The sequence below is a fragment of the Mesorhizobium sp. B2-8-5 genome (genome assembly GCF_006440675.2).
Taxonomy (GTDB): Bacteria; Pseudomonadota; Alphaproteobacteria; order Rhizobiales; family Rhizobiaceae; genus Mesorhizobium.
Map to the genome: position 1 here is coordinate 4,308,562 of NZ_CP083951.1, position 23,285 is coordinate 4,331,846.

Below are 23,285 nucleotides of genomic sequence, written 5' to 3' on the forward strand. Positions count from 1 at the left end.
AACACAATGAAAAAACTGCTTATTGCGTTGATGACCACGGCCGCTGCCCTGTCCCTGGCGGCAACCGCCCAGGCCGCCGACAAGCTCAAGGCCTGCTGGGTCTACACGGGTCCGATCGGCGACTTCGGCTACTCCTACCAGCACGACCAGGGCCGGCTCGAAGTCGAAAAGGCGCTCGGCGACAAGGTCGAGACCGCCTATCTCGAAAACGTCTCGGAGGGCCCGGACGCCGACCGCGCTTTCGAGCGCCTGGCGCGCGAGAATTGCAAGATCATCTTCGGCACTTCCTTCGGCTTCATGGATGCCGAGGTGAAGGTCGCCAAGAAGTTTCCCAAGGTGATGTTCGAGCATGCCACCGGCTTCAAGACCGGCGACAATCTCGGCATCTACAATGCGCGCTTCTATGAAGGCCGCTATGTGCTCGGCCAGATCGCGGCCAAGGAATCGAAGAAGGGCCTCGCCGGCTACATCGTTTCCTTCCCGATCCCGGAAGTGGTGATGGGCATCAACTCCTTCATCCTCGGCGCCCAATCGGTCAATCCCGACTTCAAGGTGAAGATCGTGTGGGTGAACTCCTGGTTCGATCCGGGCAAGGAAGCCGACGCCGCCAAGGCGCTGTTCGACCAGGGCGCCGACATCATCGTCCAGCACACCGATTCGACCGCCGCGCTGCAGGTCGCCGAGGAGCGCAAGCTGCATGGTTTCGGCCAGTCGTCCGACATGATCAAGTTCGCGCCGAACGCGCAGCTGACCTCGCTGACCGACGAATGGGGCCCGTACTATATCAGCCGCGTCCAGGCGGCGCTCGACGGCAGCTGGAAGCCGGACAATGTCTGGCTCGGCATCAAGGACGGCGCGGTCAAGCTCGCTCCCTTCACCAACATGCCCGACGACGTGAAGGCGATGGCGGAGGCAACCGAGAAGAAGATCGCTGGCGGCTGGAATCCCTTCACTGGACCGGTGTCCAAGCAGGATGGCTCGCCCTGGCTGAAGGACGGCGAGGTCGCCGACGACGGCACGCTGCTCGGCATGAATTTCTACGTCAAGGGCATCGACGACAAGCTGCCGCAGTAAGCGGCAAGTCGCGGAACCGAAACGGAAAAGGGCGCCGCAGGGCGCCCTTTTTCTTTGAAACTGCGAGGGTTCGCGTGGGCTGTCAGACCGCCGAGCCGTAAAGGTCGTAAGCATCCGCGCGGTCGATCTTGACCGTGACGATCTCGCCGGCGCGCAGCGGCCGCCGCGACTGGATGTGCACCGAGCCGTCGATCTCCGGCGCGTCGTATTTGGTGCGGCCTTTGCCGGATGTGCCATGCGCCTCGTCGATCAGCACCGGCAGGCGCTTGCCGACCTTCCTGGCGAGCTGTGCTGCCGAGATTTTCTGCTGGCGCTGCATGAAACGGTGCCAGCGCGCTTCCTTGATCTCCTGCGGCACCTGCTCCAGCCCGAGGTCGTTGGAGCGCGCGCCCTTGACCGGCTCGTATTTGAAACAGCCGGCGCGGTCGATCCTGGCTTCGTCCAGCCAGTCGAGCAGCATCTGAAAATCGTCTTCGGTCTCGCCGGGAAAACCGACGATGAAGGTCGAGCGGATGGCGAGGTCAGGGCAGACCTCGCGCCAGCCGCGGATCCGGTCCAGCGTCTTTTCGCCATGCGCGGGGCGCCGCATGTTCTTCAGCACCTGCGGTGAGGCGTGCTGGAAGGGGATGTCGAGATAGGGGAGGATCTTCCCTTCGGCCATCAGCGGAATGACGTCGGCGACATGCGGGTACGGGTACACATAATGCATGCGTATCCAGATGCCGAGCTTGCCTAGCTCCTCGGCGAGGTCGAGGAATTTCGCCCGCACCTCGCGATCGCCGAACATCGACGTCTGGTATTTGATGTCGATGCCGTAGGCGCTGGTGTCTTGCGAGATGACGAGGATCTCCTTGACGCCGGCCTTGGCGAGCTTTTCGGCTTCGCGCAGCACATCCGCGGCCGGGCGCGAGACGAGGTCGCCGCGCAATGCCGGGATGATGCAGAAGGTGCAGCGGTTGTTGCAGCCCTCGGAAATCTTCAGATAGGCGTAGTGGCGCGGGGTGAGCTTCACGCCCTGTGGCGGCAGCAGATCGACATAGGGATCGTGGCTCGGCGGAGCCGCCTCGTGAACCGCCGCCATCACGCTCTCATAGGCCTGCGGGCCGGTGATCGCCAACACATTGGGGTGTTTTTCGCGGATGACCTCCGGCTCGGCACCGAGGCAGCCTGTGACGATGACGCGACCGTTCTCCGACAGCGCCGAGCCGATGGCGTTGAGCGACTCGTCGCGCGCGGAATCGAGGAAGCCGCAGGTGTTGACCACGACGAGGTCGGCGCCGTCATGCTTGCGCGCGATCTCGTAGCCTTCGGCGCGAAGCCGCGTGATGATGCGCTCGGAATCGACGAGCGCCTTCGGGCATCCAAGACTGACGAAACTGACGCGTGGGGCGGACATGGACTTTTTTCCAAGAGATGGAGCGAGATCGAGGATTGAGCCTCAGGCTCCGGAGATCGATCTACGCGCGCGGCTTTGAGCCATTTCGCGCGGCGCAATAGCACGCTTCGGCAGAGATGCAAACCTGCCAGCCGGCCAGGAAAAAGGCGATGCGGCAAACGCTCGCCTGAAAAGGCGTCAGTGGCCGTCCGGCCCGAACCATGGCGCTAGGAAGGCAAAATGGTCGGGAAACTGCTGCACGGCGCCTCCCAGAAGCATGTTCACCGCGACATAGAGGATGATCAGCAGGCCGACATAGGCGATCCAGCGGTACTTGTGCAGCAGGCGCGCGACGAAGGATGCGGCAAAGCCCATCAGCGCGATCGAAAGGACCAATCCGATGATCAGCACCGTGGGATGCTTCATGGCCGCGCCGGCAACGGCGAGCACGTTGTCGAGCGACATCGAAACGTCGGCGATGACGATCTGCCAGGCGGCTTGCGAGAAGGTCTTGCGCGGGCCCTTGCCAGCGATCCTGCCGTCCTTGTTGTAGTCGCCGTTCGACAGCGCTTCTGTCGCGTCGCGCTCATCCTCGTGGCTGACGCGCAGCTCGCGCCACATCTTCCAGCACACCCACAGAAGCAGGAGCCCGCCAGCGATGAGTAGCATCGGGCCGATGCTCAGCAGCCATTGCGTGATCAGGGCAAAGATTATGCGCAGGACAGTGGCTGCCGCGATGCCGACCAGGATGGCGCGCTTGCGCTGATCCGCGGGAAGCCCGGCCGCCGCCAAGCCGATCACAATCGCGTTGTCGCCCGCGAGCGCGAGGTCGATTGCGACGACCTGGAGGAGAGCCGAAAGGCCTGCGGCAGTGAATATTTCCATCGACTAGAAATCCTTGCCTGAAATCAGCGTAGCCTTTACCGAGACGGCCCTAAAGGCATGGTCCATCGGCGTCAAGGCGCAGGTTTGGACATCGCCGGAAAACAACGCCGGCGGCGCAAGCCCTCAAGGATTTCGGGTGGTCGCCGGCAAGCTGGCGAGGCCGAAAACTAGTCGTAGAGATTATATTTGGCCCAGTCGGATTCCGGGATTTCGTCGCCGATCTTGTAGCGGAACTGCAGCACTTGCATGTGGTCCGGCGCGGTTTGGCATTTGAACTTCAGCCGGTACCATTGGCCATTGCTGCGGAAGGCGGCGCCCGAGCTTTTGATGGCATCGGCGCTCATTTGCGGTGTGGCGAAGGCGTAGGCCACGACGCGGTCGGCCTTGTAGTTGCGATCGTCGTGGCTGATCCGGTCGAGCACCTCGGCGTCACAGCGCTGCTCGAGGCGAGTCTGCGGATCGAGTTTCATCAGGCCGGCGCGCAACGCATTGTCCATCGCCTTGGCCGGCAAGACCGGCGTCAGCGACGCCAGAACCATCAGGCAGAGCTTTTTCATGGGCGCGAGAAGCAGCATATTTTGTCTGAGAAATCAAATGAACGGTGTTTTACCAACTGTTGACCGTTCCACCAAAGCGCGCCGGAAACCGCTTCGTCTGACGGCGGCGCGCTGGGCCTCAGCTTCGATCACCGCGTCGTCACCTCGCTGCCGGTCTCGCTGGGCCTGCAACTCGGTACCACGATCGGCGTCGGCGACGGCCAGTCGCTGCAGGCCTGGGGCCGCGCGGCCTGGGTGCATGAGTTCGAGCCAGACCGCTCGGTGAAGCCAAGCTTCCAGGCGGCTCCGGGCACCTCCTTCGTCATCCAGGGCGCCTCGGCCGCCGAGGACACGGTTGTGGTCAATGCCGGGCTGAAGATGAACTGGAGCTCAAACACCTCGATGTTCGCCGCCTTCGACGGCAAGTTCGGTGACGGCTTGCAGAGCTATGGCGGTGATGTCGGTCTCAAGGTGAACTAGTAGAGGGACTGGCGACCAACCTCGACCGAGGATCGCGCCCCGATCCTGCGAAGCTCGAACCGCGAAGCAAGGTGGCGGAGGGAGTGGTTTTTAAACTCTTCGATTCCATAGCTCGCCGAACTTCTGTTGGTTGCGAGAGGGAGGTTGGGCGGAAGAGCAGCAAATATTCAAACAGGCGCTGGCGCGGTCGATCTGCGACAACTTCACAACGAATTCAACGATCAATGGTGCGCTCGACCTAGGGAATGGCAAGTGGGGTAAAGGTAGGGGTCCATTCTGGCTTGCTGGTGAGCTTTGCGACGGTCGCAATGGCAGAGGCAAGTGGGCAGATTAAAACTTGTAGCTCACACCAACGCGAACTGCGTGGTCTCGAATTTTCATAGTTTCGATCACATCCGGAAAGACTGGGGCCTCATTTCCGCTTGCGGTCCCGAAGTCAGTGTAGCGATACTCTAGTCGCGCGCTCCATTTATCAGCGAACGCGTACTCCAATCCGGCACCGATGGTCCAACCGGTTTTGGTCTTCGTCCAAGATTGCAAAGTTGCCGGGTCCGGGCCGCCGGCAAAGCGGAAATTGCCAAAGGCAACGCCACCGGTAACATAGGGCAGGAAGCGATCGAAGGCGTATCCGACCCTAACGCGCGCGGAGCCTTGCCAGCGCAAATCGGCGCTACCGGCACCCAAACTTAAAATTGGCTTGTTAAAACTGCCTTTGACATTGGCGTATTCGATATCGCCTTCCACACCAACGACAAGCGGCGAGTCGAATTGGTGATTGTATCCAACGTACAGGCCACCAACAAAGCCGCTTGGAGTAAAAGTCCCGCTTGGGTAAGGGGCGTGAGGGCCGTTGAAACTGTAGCTGGTCCTCGCCCACTCGTAACCGGCTTGAGCCCCGACGTAGAGCCCCGTCCAGTTGTACGTAGACGCCACCGGGTCCGAGGCTAGAACGCCAGCAGCGAAAGCGCCGCCAGTAGAAGCAATGAGAGTTGCGGTCGCGAGCAGAATCGATTTCATGCCAGGCTCCGTGTTACGCATCAGGGGCTATAGGAGCAACGTCTTAGCGGCAATATCTGTACTTCCGAGCCTTCAGGCGATTTCAATGCCCTGTTGCGGCGAAGCAACACGACCTGGAAAGGGACGTTATCAGAGCACGTCATGGCCGGCGGGACGCATGGATTTTCACAGGGGCGGGCCGGTCAGGTTGGAGATTCATAAGCTGCCAAGAGGGTGAGAGATGCTGTTGCATGGCGTCGCATACCGTCTGAATCAATAGCATTTCGAATAGCGGGCATTTTGGCGGGTAAGCTTTGAAAAATGCTAAATTATTAAATTAAATCAAGTCATTGTGGCGGAGGGAGTGGGATTCGAACCCACGGTGAACTTGCGCCCACGCCGGTTTTCAAGACCGGTGCCTTAAACCGCTCGGCCATCCCTCCATCGTGATTTTCACGAGGCGCTTCGTCCTGTTGGTGCCAAAGGCCGTGCCGACAGGATCGAGAGCGCCCATGCTCTAGTGCGACGCGCAAAGACCTGTCAATCGCAGGAACGGCTCAATCCATTGTTTTGCGGAGCCGGGGACAGCCGGTTCGTTGCATTGACAGTGCCGTCAAGAGCCTGTCAATCTCAATCTGCTAATATTCAACAGGGGGCAATCATGAAGAAAACCTACGAGAAACCCGTGCTGGCAAAGCGTGGCATGCTGTCTCGTGCGACGGCCCAGCAGGTGCCGTCCGATGCGAGGGCGGATTAGCGGACAACCTTTACTCTTATTCGGATTTGAAGCCGTCGATCTTGTGGGCCGACGTTGTTGGCAGCAGGGCATTCTCGAAGAGCGCGGATTTTCCGAGCGTGGTGGTATCGCCTCGCGCCATAATCTCGCCCTGTTGCGGCCATAATCGATTAACATCGTGATAAGCAATTCCTGTGCAAAAGGGGTTGGGGATCAAGGTGTTGGCCTGGCGGGCGACTTCTGGCCCCGACGAGTGGCAGCACGGTAGGGGACAATCGAAAACATGCAGATTTCGGCGCGCCCGCGTCTTCGTCGCGCTTCTGCTTTCGCCCTGTGCGCCCTTTCGGGCCTGCTTTTGGCTGCCTGCGCCTCGCAGCCCGAACCCAAAGGGATGGTCTACAAGAAGGCCCGCTCCAAGGAATATTTCGCCGAATCCGAATATGGCGTGAAAGCGAGCCCGCGTGTCCAGTTCATGCGGCGCGGCGGCGGCCGCGACCAGTTGGGCAAGCCCTACCAGGTGCGCGGCAAGTGGTACTATCCCAAGGAAGACAAGGGCTACGCCAAGGTCGGGCTTGCTTCCTGGTATGGCGATGCGTTCCACGGCCGTCTGACCGCCAACGGCGAAATCTATGACATGACGCATCTGACGGCGGCGCATCCGACGATGCCGCTGCCGAGCTATGCCCGCGTCACCAATCTGGAGACCGGCAGCTCGGTGATCGTGCGCGTCAACGACCGCGGCCCCTATCACGAAGGCCGCATCATCGACGTCTCCGAACGCGCGGCGCAGATGCTCGACTATGCCAAGGTCGGCACGGCCAGGGTCAAAGTCGAATATGTCGGCCGCGCGCCGCTCGACGGCGACGACGACCGGTATCTGGTGGCTTCCTACCACCCCGGCAACAACCGGCCGGATCCTTCTGACGGCCTGCCGACCGGTGTGATGGTGGCCATGAACGGCCCATCGCCGAGCCTGCCGGTGGGCGCGCCGCCGGCCGCCGTGCCGTTCCCTGGCCAATTGACCAATTCGGGGGAGGCCTTTGCCGCGCAGCCGGGCCTGTCGGAGCAGCCGGCCGCGCAGCCGGCTGCATTCTCGGTGCAGGGCGCCAGCGATGTCGTGCTGCCCGATTTCGGGCCGATCGTACCGGAACGGCCGGATCTTACGCTCCCGTCGAACTCGCCCTTCGCCATGGCTTCGCTGTCTTACGCGGACGAACGGGTAAAGCGCGCGGATGTCTTTGCGGCGCTCGATGCCGGCGGCATGTCGCCGGCCGATGTCCTGCAGTCGTGGCGGAAATCGAATCGCCAGGAACAGACGCCCGCATCCGACTACGTCGCCGCCGGCTCCTTCGACGAGGCCGTGGAGGCAAAGCGCGTGGCCGCGGCGCTCGAGCCGTTCGGCCGGGCCGAGATCCAGCGCACCGAACTCGACGGCAATGACTGGTATGCGGTCAACGTCTACCCGGACGGCCATGGCAGCATCGACGACCTGCTTCAGGCAGCCTGGTCGCATGGCGCGCCGGATGCGCTGGCTGTGCGTAACTGATCAAATTCGCGCGGCCCGTTGATCCGGTCGAAACAATCCTGATAGCTTGGCCGCGGGGTAGTTTTTGCGCAATTCCGGGTGGCTCCACGCTTTCCGGTATTGCCCAGATTGGGTCGACATTTCATGCAATTGCGCCTTTTTCCACCTTTCGCCAGCCTTCTGGGATTGGTGCTGGCGCTGCTTTGCTCCGCGCCTGCATGCGCGCAGCTTTTCGAGACCAAGGCGACGCAAGCGTTCATGATCGATGCCGACACCGGCACCGTGCTCTTCGCCAAGGACCCCGACAAGCCGATCCCGCCGGCCTCGATGGCCAAGCTGATGACGATGGAAATGGTCTTCAACGCCATCAAGTCGAAGCGGATCACGCTCGACGACACTTTCGTCGTCAGTGAAAACGCCTGGCGCACCGGCGGCGCGCCATCCGGGACCTCGACCATGTTCGCCAAGCTCAAATCCGAGGTCCGCGTCGAGGATTTGATCCAGGGCGTCACCGTGCAGGCGGCCAATGACGGCTGTATCGTGCTCGCCGAGGGCATGGCGGGCTCGGAAGCGAATTTCGCCGCCCAGATGACCGATCGCGCCCGTCAGCTCGGCCTCTCGAAATCCACCTTCGTCAATTCGACCGGCCTGCCGGCGGACGGCCAGCAGACGACGGTGCGGGAGCTGACGATGCTGGCGCTGCATCTGTGGCGCGACTATCCGGAATTCTTCCACTATTACGGCCAGCCGGACTTCACCTGGAACAAGATATCGCAGAGGAACCGCAATCCGCTGATCGTCATGGGCATCGAGGCCGACGGCTTCGTGGCCGGCGCCAGCGAGCAGGCGGGCTTCGGCCTGGTCGGCACCGTCAGCCACAACGGCACGCGCGTGATCGCCGCTCTCAGCGGACTGGCAAATGACCGCGAACGCTCCGAAGAGGCGCGCAAGCTGCTCGACTGGGGCTCGCGGTCATTCCAGAAGACCGAGATCTTCGCCAAGGACGAGGTGGTCGGCGAAGCAGAGGTTTTCGGCGGTGCCAAGTCCGGCCTAGCCTTGAAAGCCAAAGGCCCCGTGGACATCTTTCTGCCGATAGCCAACCGCGACAAGCTGACCGCCAGGATCGTCTACCAGGGTCCGGTGTCGGCGCCGATCGAGGAAGGGCAACCGGTCGGGGAACTGCGCGTTTGGATAGGCGACACGCTGAGCCAGCAGACGCCGCTTTATGCCGCCGAGTCGGTGAAGGTGGGTACGCTGCCGCAGCGCGCGCTTGACGCGGCCAAGGAACTCGCTGTCGGCTGGCTGCGTCAGAAACATTTGTGATCGGGCAAGTTCGTGGACCTTTTGTCGGACGAGAGCTATGACAGCGGCCAGCATGGGCAAAGGCAGTCTCGATTGGCGAGCGGATTTTTCATCACCTTCGAGGGCGGCGAAGGAGCAGGCAAGTCGACGCAGATCGAGCGGCTGGCGCGGCGCATGCGCGCCAAGAAATACGAGGTGCTGGTCAGCCGCGAACCGGGTGGATCGCCCGGCGCCGAGGCCGTAAGGCATGTGCTCCTGTCCGGGGCGGCCGAGCCGTTCGGCCCGAAGATGGAGGCGATCCTGTTCGCCGCCGCGCGCTCCGACCATGTCGAGCAGGTCATCCGGCCGGCGGTCGAGCGCGGCTCGATCGTGCTGTGCGACCGTTTCATCGATTCCTCGCGCGTCTACCAGGGCGTCACGGGCGGCCTCGATGCCGATTTCATGAAGGCGCTGGAGGCAGTGGCCATCAACGGCATGATGCCGGACATGACGCTGATCTTCGACATCGATCCCGCTGAAGGCCTGAAGCGGGCCGCCGCGCGGCGCGGCGCCGGGGACGCCGCCGACCGCTTCGAGAAGGAGACCTTGGCCATCCACCGGCGACGGCGCGAGGCTTTCCTTGCCATCGCCGAGGCGGAGCCTGAGCGCTGCATCGTCGTCGACGCTTCCGCCGATCCCGATACGGTGGAAAATGTCGTCACCGCCGCCGTCTTCGCGGCGCTGGAAGAACGGATGCCGGCGCAAAGGATTGAGACGGCGCCTGCATGATCTTCGAACGCATCGCCCCCGAGCAGCATGACACGCTGGACGGCGTGCCTGAGCCGGCTGAAACGCCGCGGCTGATCGGCCACGCGACGGCGGCAGGGATGCTTGCCGGCGCCTACCGCGCCGGCAAGCTGCCGCATGCGCTGATTTTCGCCGGGCCGCAAGGCATCGGCAAGGCGACGCTGGCGTTCCACATGGCCCACCATCTCCTGAGATATCCGGATTTCAAGACGGCGCCCGGCGCGCTCGCCGTTCCCGATCCGGCCTCCTCGCTGTTTCGCCAGATTGCCACCGGCGCGCATCCTTCGGTGCTGCACCTCACTCGTCCGGCCAACGACAAGACCAAGAGCTTCAAGACGGTGCTGACCGTCGACGAGATCCGCAAGGTCAGCCGCTTCCTGTCGATGACCTCGCATGACGGCAGCTACCGCGTCGTCATCGTCGATCCGGCCGACGACATGAACATCAATGCCGCCAATGCCTTGCTCAAGAATCTCGAAGAGCCGCCGGCACGCACCCTGTTCATTCTGGTGGTGCACGCACCGGGCAGCCTGTTGCCGACGATCCGCTCGCGCTGCCAGATGGTGCGGCTGGCGCCTTTGGCCGCCGACGAGCTGATGGCGGTGCTGGAAAATGTCGAGCCGCCGCCGCCGGAGGATCCGGGCGCGCGCGCAGCGCTGGCCGAGCGGGCAGGGGGCAGCGCCCGCAACGCGATCCTGCTCACCCAATATGGCGGGCTGGAAATCGCCGGCGCGCTCGACGCACTGGTGGCGGCCAGGAAGCCCGACATTGCCGGCGCCCACCGCCTTGCCGAGGCCGTCGCGGGACGCGATCAGGCGATCCAGTTCGACATCTTCAACCGCCGCGCGCTCGACCTGCTTTCGGCCGCTGCCAGCGAAGCGGCGCTGGCCGGCGACCTCGACAGGGCCAAATCGCTGTCCGAGGCTTGGCACGAAGCGCTGAACACGATATCTGAGGCCGAGACCTACAACCTCGACAAGAAGCAGCACGCCCTGGCCATGATCGACCGCCTGAATTCTGCGATGCGAATGTGAATGCGCCTTGTCCTCGGGATGGCAATCGCCGTCTCGATGAGATATCCACCGCCACACTTCCCATTCAGACATTCATGGCGATTTCATCCATGGCACGCGAAAAATTCTATCTGACCACCCCGATCTTTTATCCGAATGGCAAGCCGCATATCGGCCATGCCTATACGGTCATTGCCAGCGACGCACTGGCCCGCTTCCAGCGGCTGGACGGCAAGGACGTGTTCTTTCTCACGGGCACTGACGAGCATGGTCTCAAGATGCAGCAGACGGCCGAGAAGGAAGGCATCACGCCCTTGGAGCTTGCCGACCGCAATTCAGCAATCTTCCGCTCGATGACCGAGACCCTCAGCGCCTCAAACGACGAATTCATCCGCACGACCGAACCACGCCATTACGCATCCTGCCAGGCGATCTGGAAGGCGATGGCCGCGAATGGCGACATCTATCTGGACCGCTACAGCGGCTGGTATTCGGTGCGGCAGGAGGCCTATTTCGACGAGAGCGAAACCACGCTCGGCGAGGATGGCGTGCGCCGCGAACCGCTTGGGTCGCCAGTCGAATGGAACGAGGAGGAAAGCTATTTCTTCCGGCTGTCCGCCTATCAGGACAAGTTGCTGGCGCTGTATGAAACCCAGCCGGATTTCGTCGGTCCGGCGGAGCGCCGCAACGAGGTGATGAGCTTCGTCAAGTCCGGCCTGAAGGATCTGTCGATCTCACGAACCACCTTCAAGTGGGGCGTTCCGGTGCCCGGCGACGACAAGCATGTGATGTATGTGTGGGTCGATGCTTTGACCAACTACATCACCGCCGCCGGCTATCCCGATACCAAGTCCCAGAAATGGAGCTTTTGGCCGGCCACGCATATCATCGGCAAGGATATCGTGCGCTTCCATGCCGTTTACTGGCCGGCTTTCCTGATGTCGGCGGGGATCGAGCTGCCGAAACGGGTCTTTGCCCACGGTTTCCTGTTCAACCGCGGCGAGAAGATGTCGAAGTCGGTCGGCAATGTCGTCGACCCGTTCGCCATGGTCGAACATTACGGACTCGACCGCGTGCGCTACTTCTTCCTGCGCGAGGTGCCGTTCGGCCAGGACGGCAGTTACAGCCATGAAGCGATCGTCAACCGCACCAATGCCGATCTCGCCAACGGCCTCGGCAATCTGGCGCAGCGGTCGCTGTCGATGATCGCCAAGAACTGTGGCGGCAAGGTGCCGGCGCGCGGCGACCTTACCGAGGCCGACACGGCGATCCTCGACCAGGCGATCGAAGCGTTGGCGGTTTCGCGTCGGGCGATGGCGGAGCAGGGCATCCACCTGGCGCTGGCGGCGATCTTCGGCGTTGTTGCCGAAGCCGATCGCTATTTCGCTTCGCAGGAGCCCTGGGCGCTCAAGAAGACAGACCCGGAGCGCATGGAAACCGTCTTGTGGGCAACGGCCGAACTGGTGCGGCGTGTGGCACTGCTTTGCCAGCCCTTCGTTCCCGGATCGGCCGCGAAACTGCTCGACCTGTTGGCCGTGCCCGCGGACAAACGCGCTTTCGAGCATGTCCACGCCGACCACGCGCTGGTGCCCAGCGCGGCATTGCCGGCGCCGGAGGGCGTGTTTCCGCGCTATGTCGAGCAGGACGGCAACAACTGATGCTGGTCGACAGCCATTGCCATCTCGACTTTCCGGACTTCGCCGAGGAGCGGGCGGCTATCGTCGCCCGCGCCCTCGCCGCTGGCATCGGTCGCATGGTGACGATCTCGACGCGCGTGAGGCGCTTTCAGCAAATCCTTGAAATCGCTGAAACTTTCAATGAGGTCTATTGCTCGGTCGGCACTCATCCGCACAATGCCGCGGAAGAGCTGGACGTCACCGCCGACGAGCTGGTGCGGCTTTCCGACCGTCCCAAAGTGGTGGCGATCGGCGAAGCCGGGCTCGATTACTATTATGACAAGGCGCCGCGCGATGCGCAGGCGCAAGGCTTTCGCACCCATATCGCGGCCGCGCGCCGGACCGGCCTGCCGCTGGTCATCCATTCGCGCGATGCCGACGACGACATGGCGGCGATCCTCGAGGACGAAACAGGGAAGGGCGCTTTCCCCTTCATTCTGCACTGTTTTTCGTCCGGACGCAGGCTGGCCGAAGTCGGCGTGGCGCTGGGCGGCTATGTCTCCTTTTCCGGCATCCTGACCTTCAAGAATTCCACCGAATTGCGCGCCATCGCCGCCGACGTCCCGCGCGACCGGCTGCTGGTCGAAACAGACGCACCCTACCTTGCGCCGGTCCCGCATCGCGGAAAACGCAACGAACCGGCCTATGTGGCGAACACGGCAAAGGTGCTTGCCGAGACCATCGGCGTAAGCGAGGCCGAGATCGCCGATATCACCACCGGGAACTTCTTCGGGCTGTTCACCAAGATGCCGCGTCCCGAAACGGCTGCGGGCTGAGGCATGAGCGACCGGCTGCGCTTTACCATTCTTGGCTGCGGCTCATCGCCCGGCACGCCGCGCATCACCGGCGATTGGGGCAATTGCGACCCCAAGAACCCGAAGAACCGGCGCATGCGCACGGCCGCGCTGGTCGAGCGGATTGCCGCCAATGGCGCGCGCACCACGGTCGTCATCGACACCGGGCCGGATTTCCGCGAGCAGATGCTGCTGGCCTCGGTCAAGCGCATCGACGCGGTCGTCTACACGCATCCGCATGCCGACCACATCCACGGCATCGACGATCTGCGCGGCTATGTGCTCGAGCAACGCCATCGCATCGACATCCATGCCGACGAGCCGACCATGCTGCGGCTGCGCCAGGCATTCCGCTATTGCTTCGAGACGCCATCCGGCAGCTCTTATCCGCCGATCGTCGAGGCTCACATCATCGATCACGCGAGGCCGGTCGTGATCGAAGGCGAGGGCGGCGCCCTCACCTTAGAGCCGCTGCCGCAGTTTCATGGCGATATCATCTCGCTCGGCTTCCGCATCGGCGGGCTTGCCTATTGCCCCGATATCAGCGGCTTCCCGGACGCCACCATCGAGCGTTTGCGCGGCCTCGACATGCTGGTGATCGACGCGCTGCAGTACAACACCCATCCCAGCCATCTGTCGCTCGGCCAGGCGCTGGAGTGGATCGAGAAGCTGGCGCCGAAGAACGCCGTGCTGACCCATATGCATGTGCCGCTCGACTACGCCGCCGTGATGGCCGAAACGCCGGATCACGTGGTGCCGGCATATGACGGCATGGTGATCGAAATTCCTTACGAGTCAGAACGATAGCGTCAGCTGCTCAGTTTGTGTTGCAGTTCGTCTGTCGAACGTTCGGTATCTCGAAGTCGCGAAGCGTTGCAGGGAGTAATCCGCGGAGTTCGTCGCCAGCGGCGAAAGCCGCAGCAATTCCTGGGTATGCGCCCGACCCGTTAGTTCCATAATATATCTTATGCGACTTTCTGATATGGCAACCGAGATGCCGAGAGCGCGATGTCACACAGCCCTGCTCGCCAGCCGCACAGAGTTGTTGCGTATCCGCACGCCGTCACCTTCCATTTCAAACACGACGATGATCCGCTGCTTCATTCGAGACCCCGGAAATTTCTCACGATGCCCACTATAGCGAGCACACCGGCTCAAGGCGATCCGTCCGCCCTGCACCAGCCCCATGCTGCCGTGTCCGAACTTGGTTGCAACATCTCGTATTCCTGACGGGCACGAGCACAAGTCGGCCATCGTTGCGGCAACATCTCTGTTCGGAACTCAATCGCCGAACCTCGCGTTGGCCTAGTGAGCGGTTTGAGGATCTTTGCATGCGTTCACGGCTTGAGTTGGCGAGCGGCACGGAATTGTCTTTCCTCACGGCTGGAGAGCCCTCCAAACCGGCTCTTCTGCTTCTTCACGGTTTTCCGAGTTCCTCCAGGACCTTTCGCCACGTTATTCCCGCATTGTCGAAGGTGGCTTATGTGGTTGCTCCCGACATGCCTGGGTTCGGCATGTCCGATGCTCTGTCCGAGCCGTCTTTTGATGGTTTTGCCGATGCGATCTCGGAGTTGCTCGGCCACCTCTCGGTCGGCTCGCGCTACATCTACCTGCATGACTTTGGCGCGCCGGTCGGCCTGCGGATAGCCATGCAGGCTCCCGATGCGGTGTTGGGCTTGATCGTCCAGAACGCCAACGCGCATCGGGGCGGAATGGGGCCATCATGGAAGGCGACGCAGGACTTTTGGGCCAATCCGAATCGCGACAATGAAGCGAAAGCCACCGCGCATCTGACCTTCGAGGGCACGCGCGATCAGTATGTGGCAGGTGTTCCCGACGATGTGGCCGCACAAATTCCGCAGGAGAACTGGGAGGAAGACTGGCGCGTGATGCAGCGCCCCGGAGGCATCGAGACGCAGCGCGCGCTTATTGCGGACTATGGCAACTACGTCGCTGGTTTCGACGCGATTGCGGACTATCTGCAGCGCCGGCAGCCTCGCGCCCTGATGCTGTGGGGTCGGCATGACACGTTCTTTGACCTGGCAGAGACGCTATCATGGATGCAGGCCCTGCCGAGGATGGAAGCACACATTCTCGACGGGCCTCATTTCCTGCTGGAAACGCATGCCAACCAAGCTGCGTCGTTGATGGTCGACTTCCTGGAACGGCAATAGAACAGTCCTTGAGGTCTGGCCGGCCCGAACGCGGCCGACGCCTGGGCTACATTGTCCGGCATCAATGTTCTGGCCACTGCCTGTCGGCCATTTCCGCTCGGCACCGTCTCGCTTGCCTGGCGCTACGGCAGCCGCTTTGTCACGGCGCGCGAGGTTCACGCCCAGGGCGTCGAAGCCGCTTTGCGGCACATTCCGGAAGGCGCGCGTGTCGTCGTCACTTTCGACTCCGACAGCCTCGATCCATCGATCATGCCGGGAGTGGCCGCGCGCACGCCCGGCGGCCTCACCTACACGCAAGCGATCGATCTGATCGCAGGCCTCGGCAAGCGGGCGAGGATTGCTGGATTCGACCTTGTCGAGCTTTATCCTCCCGCCGATATTGACGGCGTGTCGGCGCTCACGGCCGCCCGTCTTCTTGTCAACGTGATCGGCGCCATTGTCCGGCAGACCGGCTGAGATCCGATCGGATGGTCTAGAAAAAGCTGTTCAGAAATGCCGATGCCTCGTCTGAAACACCAACGATCTTGTTGGTCGCCTGGCGGTAGAATTTGAAGTTGAGCTCGGTCTCGGGCCGGCCGTCCTTCCAATCCTTGAAGCGCTTGAGCTCATCGCGACCCAAGCGTCTCGTTGCCATGGCGGTGCGGTGGACGGCAACGCTGACGCGCGGCGTCTGCCGTTCGATATCCGGACGTCTGGGAGTGGCCTCGGAGGATGTCACGACGCCGCGGGCGACAAGCCCCTGCCCGCCTTCGTTCTCGCTGGCGAACAGGAAGATGACGTCGCCTTCGGCAATGCGCTTGCCGCCATACATGGTTTTCTGGGCGGCGAACACGAACGTCTCCGCCGCCGGGTCCTCGATTTCGGTCTTGATGGCGTATGCCATGCCCTACGGTTCCCGGCTGAGGCCTATCCGGTAACTCAGCACGCGCCGGCCGGCTGGCTCGATCAGCATGACGCCCGGCTTGTCGGCGAATTCGCCGTCGAAATCGACGGGACTGGCGATGCCGTGCCAGGGCTCGATGCACAGGAAGGGCGCGCCGCCGGGCTTGGACCAGATGCCCAGCTCGTTGAAACCCTGCCAGGACACCTCGATCGCCGGCCCGCGGCCGACGGCATAGCGCACGCTGGTGCTGGCCGGCCTGTCGAGGATGACGGCGTCATCGTCGAACAGTTTTTCGGAAAGCGGCAGCGTCTTTCCCTCGATCGGTGTCGGTTGCGGGTCCGGCCGCAGCAGGCCGTCCTTCAGGCGGCGGACCGGCGCCGGCTCGTTGTCGGCGAAGGTCAGCCGGTAGGCCTCCTTGGGCAGTTCCGGCAGCAGCGGCCAATTGAACGCCGGATGCGCGCCGATCGAGGCGGGCAACGGCTCGTCGCCCATGTTGGTGACCTCGAAGGTCACGCCGAGCTGCCGGGGTTTCAGCTCGTAGCCGATGGCCAGGCGAAAGGCGAAGGGATAGTGCGTTCGCGTCTCGGCATCATCCGTCAGCACCAATGTGCAGGAGGTCGGCCCCTGCTCCGCCCAGGCAAAGCGCCGGTCGCGGGCAAAGCCGTGCTGCGTCATCGGATAGGTTTGGCCGCGATGCCGCAGTTGGTCGCCTTTGAGCCGGCCGACGATCGGGAACAGGACCGGCGAATGACGGCGCCAGACGGGGCCTGCCTGCCACAGAAGCTCGGTGCCGTCGCCATCGCGCAGCGAGACCAGCTCGGCCCCCTGCCCGACGACGGTCGCCGAAATGCCGTCAGCGTGAAGCGTCAGTTGTTCCATTGCGTCCTCGCGGCTGGCTGGTCTGGCCGGCAGGCTAGCAAAAGGCCGCGCGTGAACTCAAGCGCGGCAGGCAGATCTCACCTTGGTCCTGGACGCCTTGGTGCGCAATCGACAAAAAATGGCCGGAGGTTTCCCTCCGGCCACGCCGAGGTCAGCAGTGTTGCTTGCTACGGTCCGGCTTATTCGCGCTCACCGGTGAAATTCAAGAGCAGCTGGAAGATGTTGATGAAGTTCAGATAGAGCGAGAAGGCGCCGAAGACGGCGAGCTTCTGCTGCGATTCCGCGTCGAAATTCTCCGCATACTGCTCCTTGATCGTCTGCGTGTCCCAGGCGGTCAGGCCGACGAAGACGGCAATGCCGATCACCGAGATGGCGAACTGCAGCGCGGTCGAGCCGAGGAACAGGTTGACCAGGCTGGCGATGACCACGCCGATCAGGCCCATGATCAGAAAGGACGAGAACTGCGTCAGGTCGCGCCTGGTCGTGTAGCCGTAGAGGCTGGTGGCGCCGAACATCGTGGCGGCGATGAAGAAGGTGCGCGCGATGCTGGTCGAGGTGAAGACCAGGAACACCGAGGCAAGCGACAGGCCCATGACGGCGCAGAAGGCCCAGAACATCGCTTGCGCGCCCGAGGCCGACATGGTCTGCATCCTGAACGAGAAGAGCATGACGAAGGCGAGCGGCGCCAGCATCACCACCCATTTCAGTGGGCTGGAGAAGATCGGCACATAGAGCGCGGGTGTCGAGGCCACGAAGAAGGCGACGAGGCCGGTGACGACGAGGCCGAGGCCCATATAGTTGTAGACGCGCAGCATGTGCTTGCGCAGGCCCTGGTCATAGACGGCTCCGGCCTGCACGCCGGCGCCCGTTCGGTATCCCAGATTGGGGCTGTTCATTTGGTTCTCCTTGGTTCTTGGTAGAGGTCTGTTTTCAGTAGAGCGTTCTGGCGAGTTTCTCGGCGGCATGGTCGAGATTGCCGGCGCCGCTGCGTCCGACCACGGCATAGGCGACCTCGCCGATCTGGAAATACGCAGTCGAAATGTCATTGGAGGGCGCGACCGTGGGCTTCACGACGTCGAACGTGCCGGGCCTGATGGCGAACAGCGAGACGAGACCGAGATCCTTGGTCTCGACCGCCACCTCGACGCTCGGCCCGAATTGCGAGGGGTAGACCTGGACATCGCGGATTTTCCAGTCGTCGGGCAGCGACGGCATGACGATCGCGGTGGCGGCGCGGATCTCGTCGGCATCGTAGCCCGGCGCCTCCTGCTGCGACGGCATCGTCTCGCGCACCAAGGTCGTGCGGTGCGCCCTGACCGCATCCTCGACATAGGCCGGCGGCTGCGTCGAGGCGACCACCTTGGTCACCGCGATCGGCCCGAAAATGCCGTTGGCCAGCCAGCCCGCCGCGACCAGCACGGCCGCGGCCGCGGCCCGCTGCAGCACGACAAGGATACGTCCCCTGGCAAGTGCCCTTTCCAGCCGCCGCGCCGCCTCTGTCGTGGCCGGACGCGCCATGCCGACTGGGCCTGCAAGCGCAACTCGCAGTTCATCGCGCGTCCTCAAATCGGACATCACGCGCGCCGCCGCTTCCGGGCGCGCGGCGAGGAACGCCTCGACCTCGATGCGGCGGGCGACATCCAGTTGATCGTCGACATAGGCGTCGAGATCGGCATCGGTCACGGGGTCGACAATGGCGGTCATTGATCGTCTCCCACGATCCTGAGATGAGGCTTGGCCTTCGGCGTCGCGCCTTCTTCCATCTCGCGCAGCGCGGCACGCGCGCGGCCGATGCGCGACATCAGCGTTCCGAGCGGCACGCCGATGACTTCGGCGGCCTGCTGATAGGAAAGTCCTTCGATGGCGACGAGATGGAGCGCAGAGCGCTGTTCCTCCGGCAGCGAAAGAAACGCTTCCCGCACTTGCGACAGGCGCACCGAATGGTCCTGTGCTGCCGGCATGCTTTGGACGGCAACGAAGCCGGCCTGTTCGATGCGTGCCGCCTCGGAGCGGCGCGAGCGCATGCGGTCGATGAAGATGTTGTGCACGATCGCCAGAAGCCAGGCACGCAAATTGCCGCCCGAGCGAAAGGTCGCGCGTCGCTCATAGGCGCGCACCAGCGCGTCATGGACGAGATCCTCGGCGTCGGCGCTGTCGCGCGTCAGCGAGCGCGCATAGCGCCGCAGCGACCCCAACTGCCCGACGATGTCGAAGCGTGCCATCGACCGTTTCATGCCCTGTTTACGGAGCATGTAGGGATTTTAATCCCCTGCCCGGCATTTCTTTTCGTGCCGCCCGTGTCTGAGGAAACCGCTGGCGCGGCGGGGTCGATTTGCGTATCAATCCGCCGCCATTGGAGTCCTTTTCGATGTTCGAGACCCTGCAGCCCGCCCCCGCCGACAAGATCCTTGCCCTGATCGGCCTCTATCGCAACGACCCGCGGCCCGGCAAAGTCGACCTCGGTGTCGGCGTCTACAAGGACATCGACGGCAGGACGCCGGTGATGCGCGCCGTGCGCGAGGCCGAGAAGCGGCTGCTGGCCAGCCAGGACACCAAGACCTATCTCGGCCTTGCCGGCGATACCGGCTTCAACGCCGCCATGATCAAGCTCGCCTTCGGCGAGAAGGCCGACCCTTCGCGCATCCGCGCGGCACAGGCGCCGGGCGGATCCGGCGCGCTCAGGCTGGTGGCGGAGCTTCTGCAGCGCACGCGTCCCGGCGCGACGGTCTGGCTGTCCGACCCGACCTGGCCGAACCATCTGCCGGTGATGCGCGCCGCCGGTCTGCAAGTCCGCGACTATCCTTATTTCGATGCTGCTTCCGGCGCTGTCCGCTTCGACGAGATGCTGGCGACGCTCAAGACGGCCAACAGCGGCGATGTCGTGCTGCTGCATGGCTGCTGCCACAACCCGACCGGCGCCAATCTCAATGCCGCGCAGTGGGCCAAGGTCGCCGATGTGCTGCTGGAGCGCGGTCTGCTGCCTTTCGTCGACATTGCCTACCAGGGCTTTGGCGAGGGCCTCGACGCCGACGCCGCCGGTCTGCAGCTCTTGGCCGGCAAGGTGCCGGAAATGGTCGTCGCCTCGAGCTGCTCGAAGAATTTCGCCGTCTATCGCGACCGCGTCGGCGCCGCGATGATCATGGCCAAGGACGGCGCCCAGGCGGACGTGGCGATGAGCCAGATGCTGGCGGCGGCGCGCGCGCTCTATTCGATGCCGCCGGACCATGGCGCGGCGGCCGTGCGCATGGTGCTGGAGGACGCCAGCCTGAGAAAGGATTGGGAGACGGAGCTCGAGGAGATGCGGCTGCGCATGCTCAGGCTGCGCGTCGCCTTCGCCGAAGCCCTCAGGCGTCAGTCCAACTCTGATCGCTTCGATTTCGTCGCCAGTCATCGCGGCATGTTTTCGCGGCTCGGCTTGACCGAGGCGCAAGTCGAACGCCTGCGCACTGAGCACGCCGTCTATATGGTCGGCGACAGCCGCATCAACGTGGCCGGCCTGCCGGAGGACGGCATGGACGATCTCGCCAAGGCGATCGTTTCGGTGCTTGACTGAGGCTGTGGACAACTCGTTTCGGTGTCCGGCCAGGATTGGTCGGACGCTGACCGCGGGATAGGCTCAATTCATGAAGCCCTCCAAGGACATTTCCCGGCTGATCGAGATCATGGCGGCGCTGCGAGCGCCGAAGACCGGCTGCCCCTGGGATATCGAGCAGAATTTTACGACCATCGCGCCCTACACGATCGAGGAGGCCTATGAAGTGGCCGACGCGATCGCGCGCGGCGATTTCGACGATCTGCGCGAGGAGCTGGGCGATCTGCTGCTGCAGGTCGTCTACCACGCGCAGATGGCCGAGGAGATCGGCGAGTTCGCTTTCGGCGATGTCGTCGAGGCCATCACCACCAAGATGATCAGCCGCCATCCGCACGTCTTCGGCGACGAGAAGGCGCGCAGCGCCGGCATGGCCAAGGGCATGTGGGAGAAGATCAAGACCGTAGAAAAGGCCGAGAAGCGCGACGCCCGCATCGCCCGCGGTCTCGACCCGGAAGATCACGGCAAAGGCTATCTCGACAGCGTGCCGGTCGCGCTCCCTGCCCTGACGCGCGCCCTGAAGCTGCAGGAGAAGGCAGCGCGCGTCGGCTTCGACTGGAGCGAGGCAGCCCCGATCCTCGACAAGATAGAGGAAGAGATCGGGGAATTGCGCGAGGCGCTCGCCACCGGTGACGCGGCTCCGATCAAGGACGAGTTCGGCGACATGCTGTTTGCCGTCGTCAATTTCGGCCGCCACCTCAAGCTCGATTCGGAAGCGGCGCTCAGCGGCACCAACGACAAGTTCCGCTCGCGCTTTCACTATGTCGAGCAAGCCTTGGAAGCTTCGGGCGGTTCACTGGAGAAGGCAACGCTCGACGAAATGGAAGCGCTCTGGCAGCAGGCCAAAAGCGCCAAGGAATCAGCCGATTAGCTGCCCTTGCGATGCAGGCGGCTCTCGATTTCCCGCCTGGCGCTATGCGTGGCCGTAAGCGAGAGGGTGACGCTGCCGTCCTCATTGTCGGTGCGCGAAACGACGTCGCCGTTGCGGTAGAGCCAGTCGACCTGGCCGAGCTGCGCCGGGCTCAACGTCACGGTCATCGTTTCCAGCTCGCCCGACACCCGCGTTTCGATGAGCGCTTTCAGCGTGTCCAGTCCTTCGCCGGTCACCGCTGAAATGGCTATCGGTGGAGACTTGCCGCTTGCCCCTTCGTCAAGCAGCCGCTCGCGATTGCCTTCGTCTAGGAGATCAATCTTGTTCCAGACCTCGATCACGCGGTTCGCGTCGGCGGCGTCGACGCCGAGATCGCCAAGGATGCGTTCGACGTCCTCAGCCTGGGCCGCCGTATCGGGATCGGAGATGTCGCGCAAATGCAGCACCAGATCCGCCTCGACCACCTCTTCCAGCGTTGCCCGGAAGGCCGCCACCAGATGCGTCGGAAGGTCGGAAATGAAGCCCACCGTGTCGGACAGGATGACCGGCGTGCCGTGCGGCAGCCGCACGCGCCGCAACGTCGGATCCAGCGTCGCGAACAGCATGTCCTCGGCCAGCACCCCTGCCCCGGTCAACCGGTTGAACAGCGTCGACTTGCCGGCATTGGTGTAGCCGACGATCGCCACCACCGGGAAAGGCACCTTCTTGCGCTTGGCGCGATGCAGGTCGCGTGTGCGCCGCACCGTTTCCAGCTCATGCTTCAGCTTGGTGATCTTGTCCTGCAGGATGCGACGGTCGGATTCGATCTGGGTTTCGCCGGGACCGCCGAGGAAGCCGGCGCCGCCGCGCTGCCGCTCGAGGTGAGTCCAGCTCCGCACCAGGCGGCCCTTCTGGTAGTTGAGATGGGCGAGTTCGACCTGCAGCGTGCCTTCCTTGGTGCGCGCCCGCTCGCCGAAGATCTCGAGGATGAGCCCGGTGCGATCGAGCACCTTGGCGTTCAGTTCCTTTTCGAGATTGCGCTGCTGCACCGGGGTCAGCGGATGGTCGACAATGACCAGTTCCGCCTTGCGTGCCTTCACGATATCCGCGAACTCGGCCACCTTGCCGCTGCCGAGCAGCGTGGCCGGCCGCGGATCGGCAACCGTCACCACCGCGGTGTGAACCGGGTTGAGATCGATGGCGCTGGCAAGGCCGACTGCTTCGTCGTGGCGTGCATCCGCCGAACGGCTCAGACGCGGGCGACTCGACTCATCGTCGCCGCGCGGCTGGCGGGTAAGCACCGGCACAATGACAACGGCCCGGGTCGGATCCTTGGATTCCGGCCCGAGTTGATGTCCTTGTTTCCCGCGAACGCTGCGGTCCGCGTCCTTATCACGTGCCAATCAGGCGCCCTGGCTTTCCTCGCCATCGAACATCTGAACCGGCTGGCTCGGCATGATCGTGGAAATGGCGTGCTTGTAGACGAGCTGGGAGTGCCCGTCACGCCGCAACAACACACAAAAATTGTCGAACGAAGTGACGACACCGGTCAGCTTCACGCCGTTGATGAGGAAGATGGTAAGTGGATTTTTGCTCTTGCGAACTGAATTCAGGAACAGGTCCTGAAGGTTTTGCGATCGTTCCGCCATTTTTCTTGTCTTTCGCCGATCCCCTTCGGTTTGCGGGCCAATGCGCCAAATTACGCGGCACCTGTCAAGCGAGCAAACCCCCT

Annotated in this window: 23 protein-coding genes, 1 tRNA gene and 1 pseudogene; 13 read left to right on the plus strand and 12 right to left on the minus strand. The window is 63.1% G+C overall.

Features of this window, described 5'->3' with window-relative positions; all coding sequences use genetic code 11:
* Positions 1-6: 6 nt before the first annotated feature.
* Positions 7-1,074, plus strand: coding sequence for a BMP family ABC transporter substrate-binding protein (locus tag FJ430_RS20935; RefSeq protein ID WP_140708941.1), 1,068 nt, complete (start codon positions 7-9; stop codon positions 1,072-1,074).
* Positions 1,075-1,156: 82 nt separating this feature from the next.
* Here FJ430_RS20935 and rimO read toward each other — a convergent pair whose 3' ends face one another.
* From rimO to FJ430_RS20950, 3 genes are all read right to left on the minus strand, one after another.
* Positions 1,157-2,470 (minus strand): 30S ribosomal protein S12 methylthiotransferase RimO, encoded by a 1,314-nt coding sequence (gene rimO / locus FJ430_RS20940; RefSeq protein WP_140708939.1) that lies wholly within the window; start codon positions 2,468-2,470, stop codon positions 1,157-1,159.
* 177 nt (positions 2,471-2,647) lie between these two features.
* Complete coding sequence (locus FJ430_RS20945; protein WP_140708936.1) at positions 2,648-3,334, minus strand: TerC family protein; 687 nt, start codon at positions 3,332-3,334, stop codon at positions 2,648-2,650.
* Positions 3,335-3,501: 167 nt separating this feature from the next.
* On the minus strand, positions 3,502-3,909 hold the full coding sequence (locus FJ430_RS20950) for a DUF930 domain-containing protein (RefSeq protein ID WP_181175524.1): 408 nt from the start codon (positions 3,907-3,909) through the stop codon (positions 3,502-3,504).
* Between the two features lie 129 nt (positions 3,910-4,038).
* Between FJ430_RS20950 and FJ430_RS20955 the strand changes: the two genes are divergently transcribed.
* Positions 4,039-4,350, plus strand: coding sequence for an autotransporter domain-containing protein (locus FJ430_RS20955; protein WP_413467880.1), 312 nt, complete (start codon positions 4,039-4,041; stop codon positions 4,348-4,350).
* Positions 4,351-4,680: 330 nt separating this feature from the next.
* On the opposite strand, the gene FJ430_RS20960 is transcribed toward FJ430_RS20955, so the two are convergent.
* Positions 4,681-5,367, minus strand: coding sequence for an outer membrane protein (locus FJ430_RS20960; RefSeq protein ID WP_181175523.1), 687 nt, complete (start codon positions 5,365-5,367; stop codon positions 4,681-4,683).
* A gap of 332 nt (positions 5,368-5,699) precedes the next feature.
* Positions 5,700-5,789 (minus strand) — tRNA-Ser (locus FJ430_RS20965).
* 576 nt (positions 5,790-6,365) lie between these two features.
* On the opposite strand from FJ430_RS20965, the gene FJ430_RS20970 reads away from it, so the two are divergent.
* From FJ430_RS20970 to FJ430_RS21010, 9 genes and pseudogenes are all read left to right on the plus strand, one after another.
* A complete protein-coding gene (locus FJ430_RS20970) occupies positions 6,366-7,628 on the plus strand; it encodes a septal ring lytic transglycosylase RlpA family protein (protein ID WP_140708931.1) in 1,263 nt (420 codons plus the stop codon).
* A gap of 123 nt (positions 7,629-7,751) precedes the next feature.
* Positions 7,752-8,930: a D-alanyl-D-alanine carboxypeptidase family protein gene (locus tag FJ430_RS20975; RefSeq protein WP_140708929.1), complete on the plus strand. Its 1,179-nt coding sequence runs from the start codon at positions 7,752-7,754 to the stop codon at positions 8,928-8,930.
* 72 nt (positions 8,931-9,002) lie between these two features.
* Positions 9,003-9,677: a dTMP kinase gene (gene tmk / locus FJ430_RS20980; protein ID WP_140708990.1), complete on the plus strand. Its 675-nt coding sequence runs from the start codon at positions 9,003-9,005 to the stop codon at positions 9,675-9,677.
* Positions 9,674-10,729: a DNA polymerase III subunit delta' gene (locus tag FJ430_RS20985; RefSeq protein ID WP_140708927.1), complete on the plus strand. Its 1,056-nt coding sequence runs from the start codon at positions 9,674-9,676 to the stop codon at positions 10,727-10,729. The genes tmk and FJ430_RS20985 overlap by 4 nt, the downstream gene beginning before the upstream one ends.
* Positions 10,730-10,818: 89 nt before the next feature.
* Complete coding sequence (gene metG, locus FJ430_RS20990) at positions 10,819-12,366, plus strand: methionine--tRNA ligase (RefSeq protein WP_140708925.1); 1,548 nt, start codon at positions 10,819-10,821, stop codon at positions 12,364-12,366.
* On the plus strand, positions 12,366-13,160 hold the full coding sequence (locus FJ430_RS20995; protein WP_140708923.1) for a TatD family hydrolase: 795 nt from the start codon (positions 12,366-12,368) through the stop codon (positions 13,158-13,160). The genes metG and FJ430_RS20995 overlap by 1 nt, the downstream gene beginning before the upstream one ends.
* A 3-nt stretch (positions 13,161-13,163) precedes the next feature.
* The gene (locus FJ430_RS21000) at positions 13,164-13,985 is read left to right on the plus strand and encodes an MBL fold metallo-hydrolase (protein ID WP_140708921.1); all 822 of its coding nucleotides are present in this window, start codon (positions 13,164-13,166) and stop codon (positions 13,983-13,985) included.
* A gap of 524 nt (positions 13,986-14,509) precedes the next feature.
* Positions 14,510-15,352, plus strand: coding sequence for an alpha/beta fold hydrolase (locus FJ430_RS21005; RefSeq protein ID WP_140708919.1), 843 nt, complete (start codon positions 14,510-14,512; stop codon positions 15,350-15,352).
* Positions 15,353-15,466: 114 nt separating this feature from the next.
* Positions 15,467-15,808, plus strand: a pseudogene (locus FJ430_RS21010) (arginase family protein); the annotation flags it as partial.
* A 16-nt stretch (positions 15,809-15,824) separates the two neighbouring features.
* On the opposite strand, the gene FJ430_RS21015 reads toward FJ430_RS21010, so the two are convergent.
* The 5 genes from FJ430_RS21015 to FJ430_RS21035 all read right to left on the minus strand — a co-directional run bounded on the left by FJ430_RS21015 (position 15,825) and on the right by FJ430_RS21035 (position 19,348).
* Positions 15,825-16,235 (minus strand): hypothetical protein, encoded by a 411-nt coding sequence (locus FJ430_RS21015; RefSeq protein ID WP_140708918.1) that lies wholly within the window; start codon positions 16,233-16,235, stop codon positions 15,825-15,827.
* 3 nt (positions 16,236-16,238) lie between these two features.
* Positions 16,239-17,114 (minus strand): aldose 1-epimerase family protein, encoded by an 876-nt coding sequence (locus FJ430_RS21020; protein ID WP_140708916.1) that lies wholly within the window; start codon positions 17,112-17,114, stop codon positions 16,239-16,241.
* 179 nt (positions 17,115-17,293) lie between these two features.
* Positions 17,294-18,010, minus strand: coding sequence for a Bax inhibitor-1/YccA family protein (locus tag FJ430_RS21025; RefSeq protein WP_140708914.1), 717 nt, complete (start codon positions 18,008-18,010; stop codon positions 17,294-17,296).
* Positions 18,011-18,044: 34 nt separating this feature from the next.
* On the minus strand, positions 18,045-18,818 hold the full coding sequence (locus FJ430_RS21030; protein ID WP_140708912.1) for an anti-sigma factor family protein: 774 nt from the start codon (positions 18,816-18,818) through the stop codon (positions 18,045-18,047).
* On the minus strand, positions 18,815-19,348 hold the full coding sequence (locus FJ430_RS21035; RefSeq protein ID WP_413467881.1) for a sigma-70 family RNA polymerase sigma factor: 534 nt from the start codon (positions 19,346-19,348) through the stop codon (positions 18,815-18,817). The genes FJ430_RS21030 and FJ430_RS21035 overlap by 4 nt, the downstream gene beginning before the upstream one ends.
* Positions 19,349-19,482: 134 nt before the next feature.
* On the opposite strand from FJ430_RS21035, the gene FJ430_RS21040 reads away from it, so the two are divergent.
* Entirely contained in the window at positions 19,483-20,667 is a 1,185-nt protein-coding gene (locus FJ430_RS21040; RefSeq protein WP_140708908.1) for an aromatic amino acid transaminase, read from the plus strand.
* Between the two features lie 70 nt (positions 20,668-20,737).
* Positions 20,738-21,574 (plus strand): nucleoside triphosphate pyrophosphohydrolase, encoded by an 837-nt coding sequence (gene mazG, locus FJ430_RS21045; RefSeq protein WP_140708906.1) that lies wholly within the window; start codon positions 20,738-20,740, stop codon positions 21,572-21,574.
* Here the strand turns inward: mazG and hflX are convergent.
* Together hflX and hfq are read right to left on the minus strand one after the other, a co-directional pair.
* The gene (hflX, locus tag FJ430_RS21050) at positions 21,571-22,956 is read right to left on the minus strand and encodes a GTPase HflX (protein ID WP_140708904.1); all 1,386 of its coding nucleotides are present in this window, start codon (positions 22,954-22,956) and stop codon (positions 21,571-21,573) included. The genes mazG and hflX overlap by 4 nt on opposite strands.
* Positions 22,957-23,202 carry an RNA chaperone Hfq gene (gene hfq / locus FJ430_RS21055; protein ID WP_006202172.1) on the minus strand — a complete coding sequence of 82 codons (246 nt, stop codon included), beginning with the start codon at positions 23,200-23,202 and terminating at the stop codon, positions 22,957-22,959.
* Between the last annotated feature and the right edge of the window lie 83 nt (positions 23,203-23,285).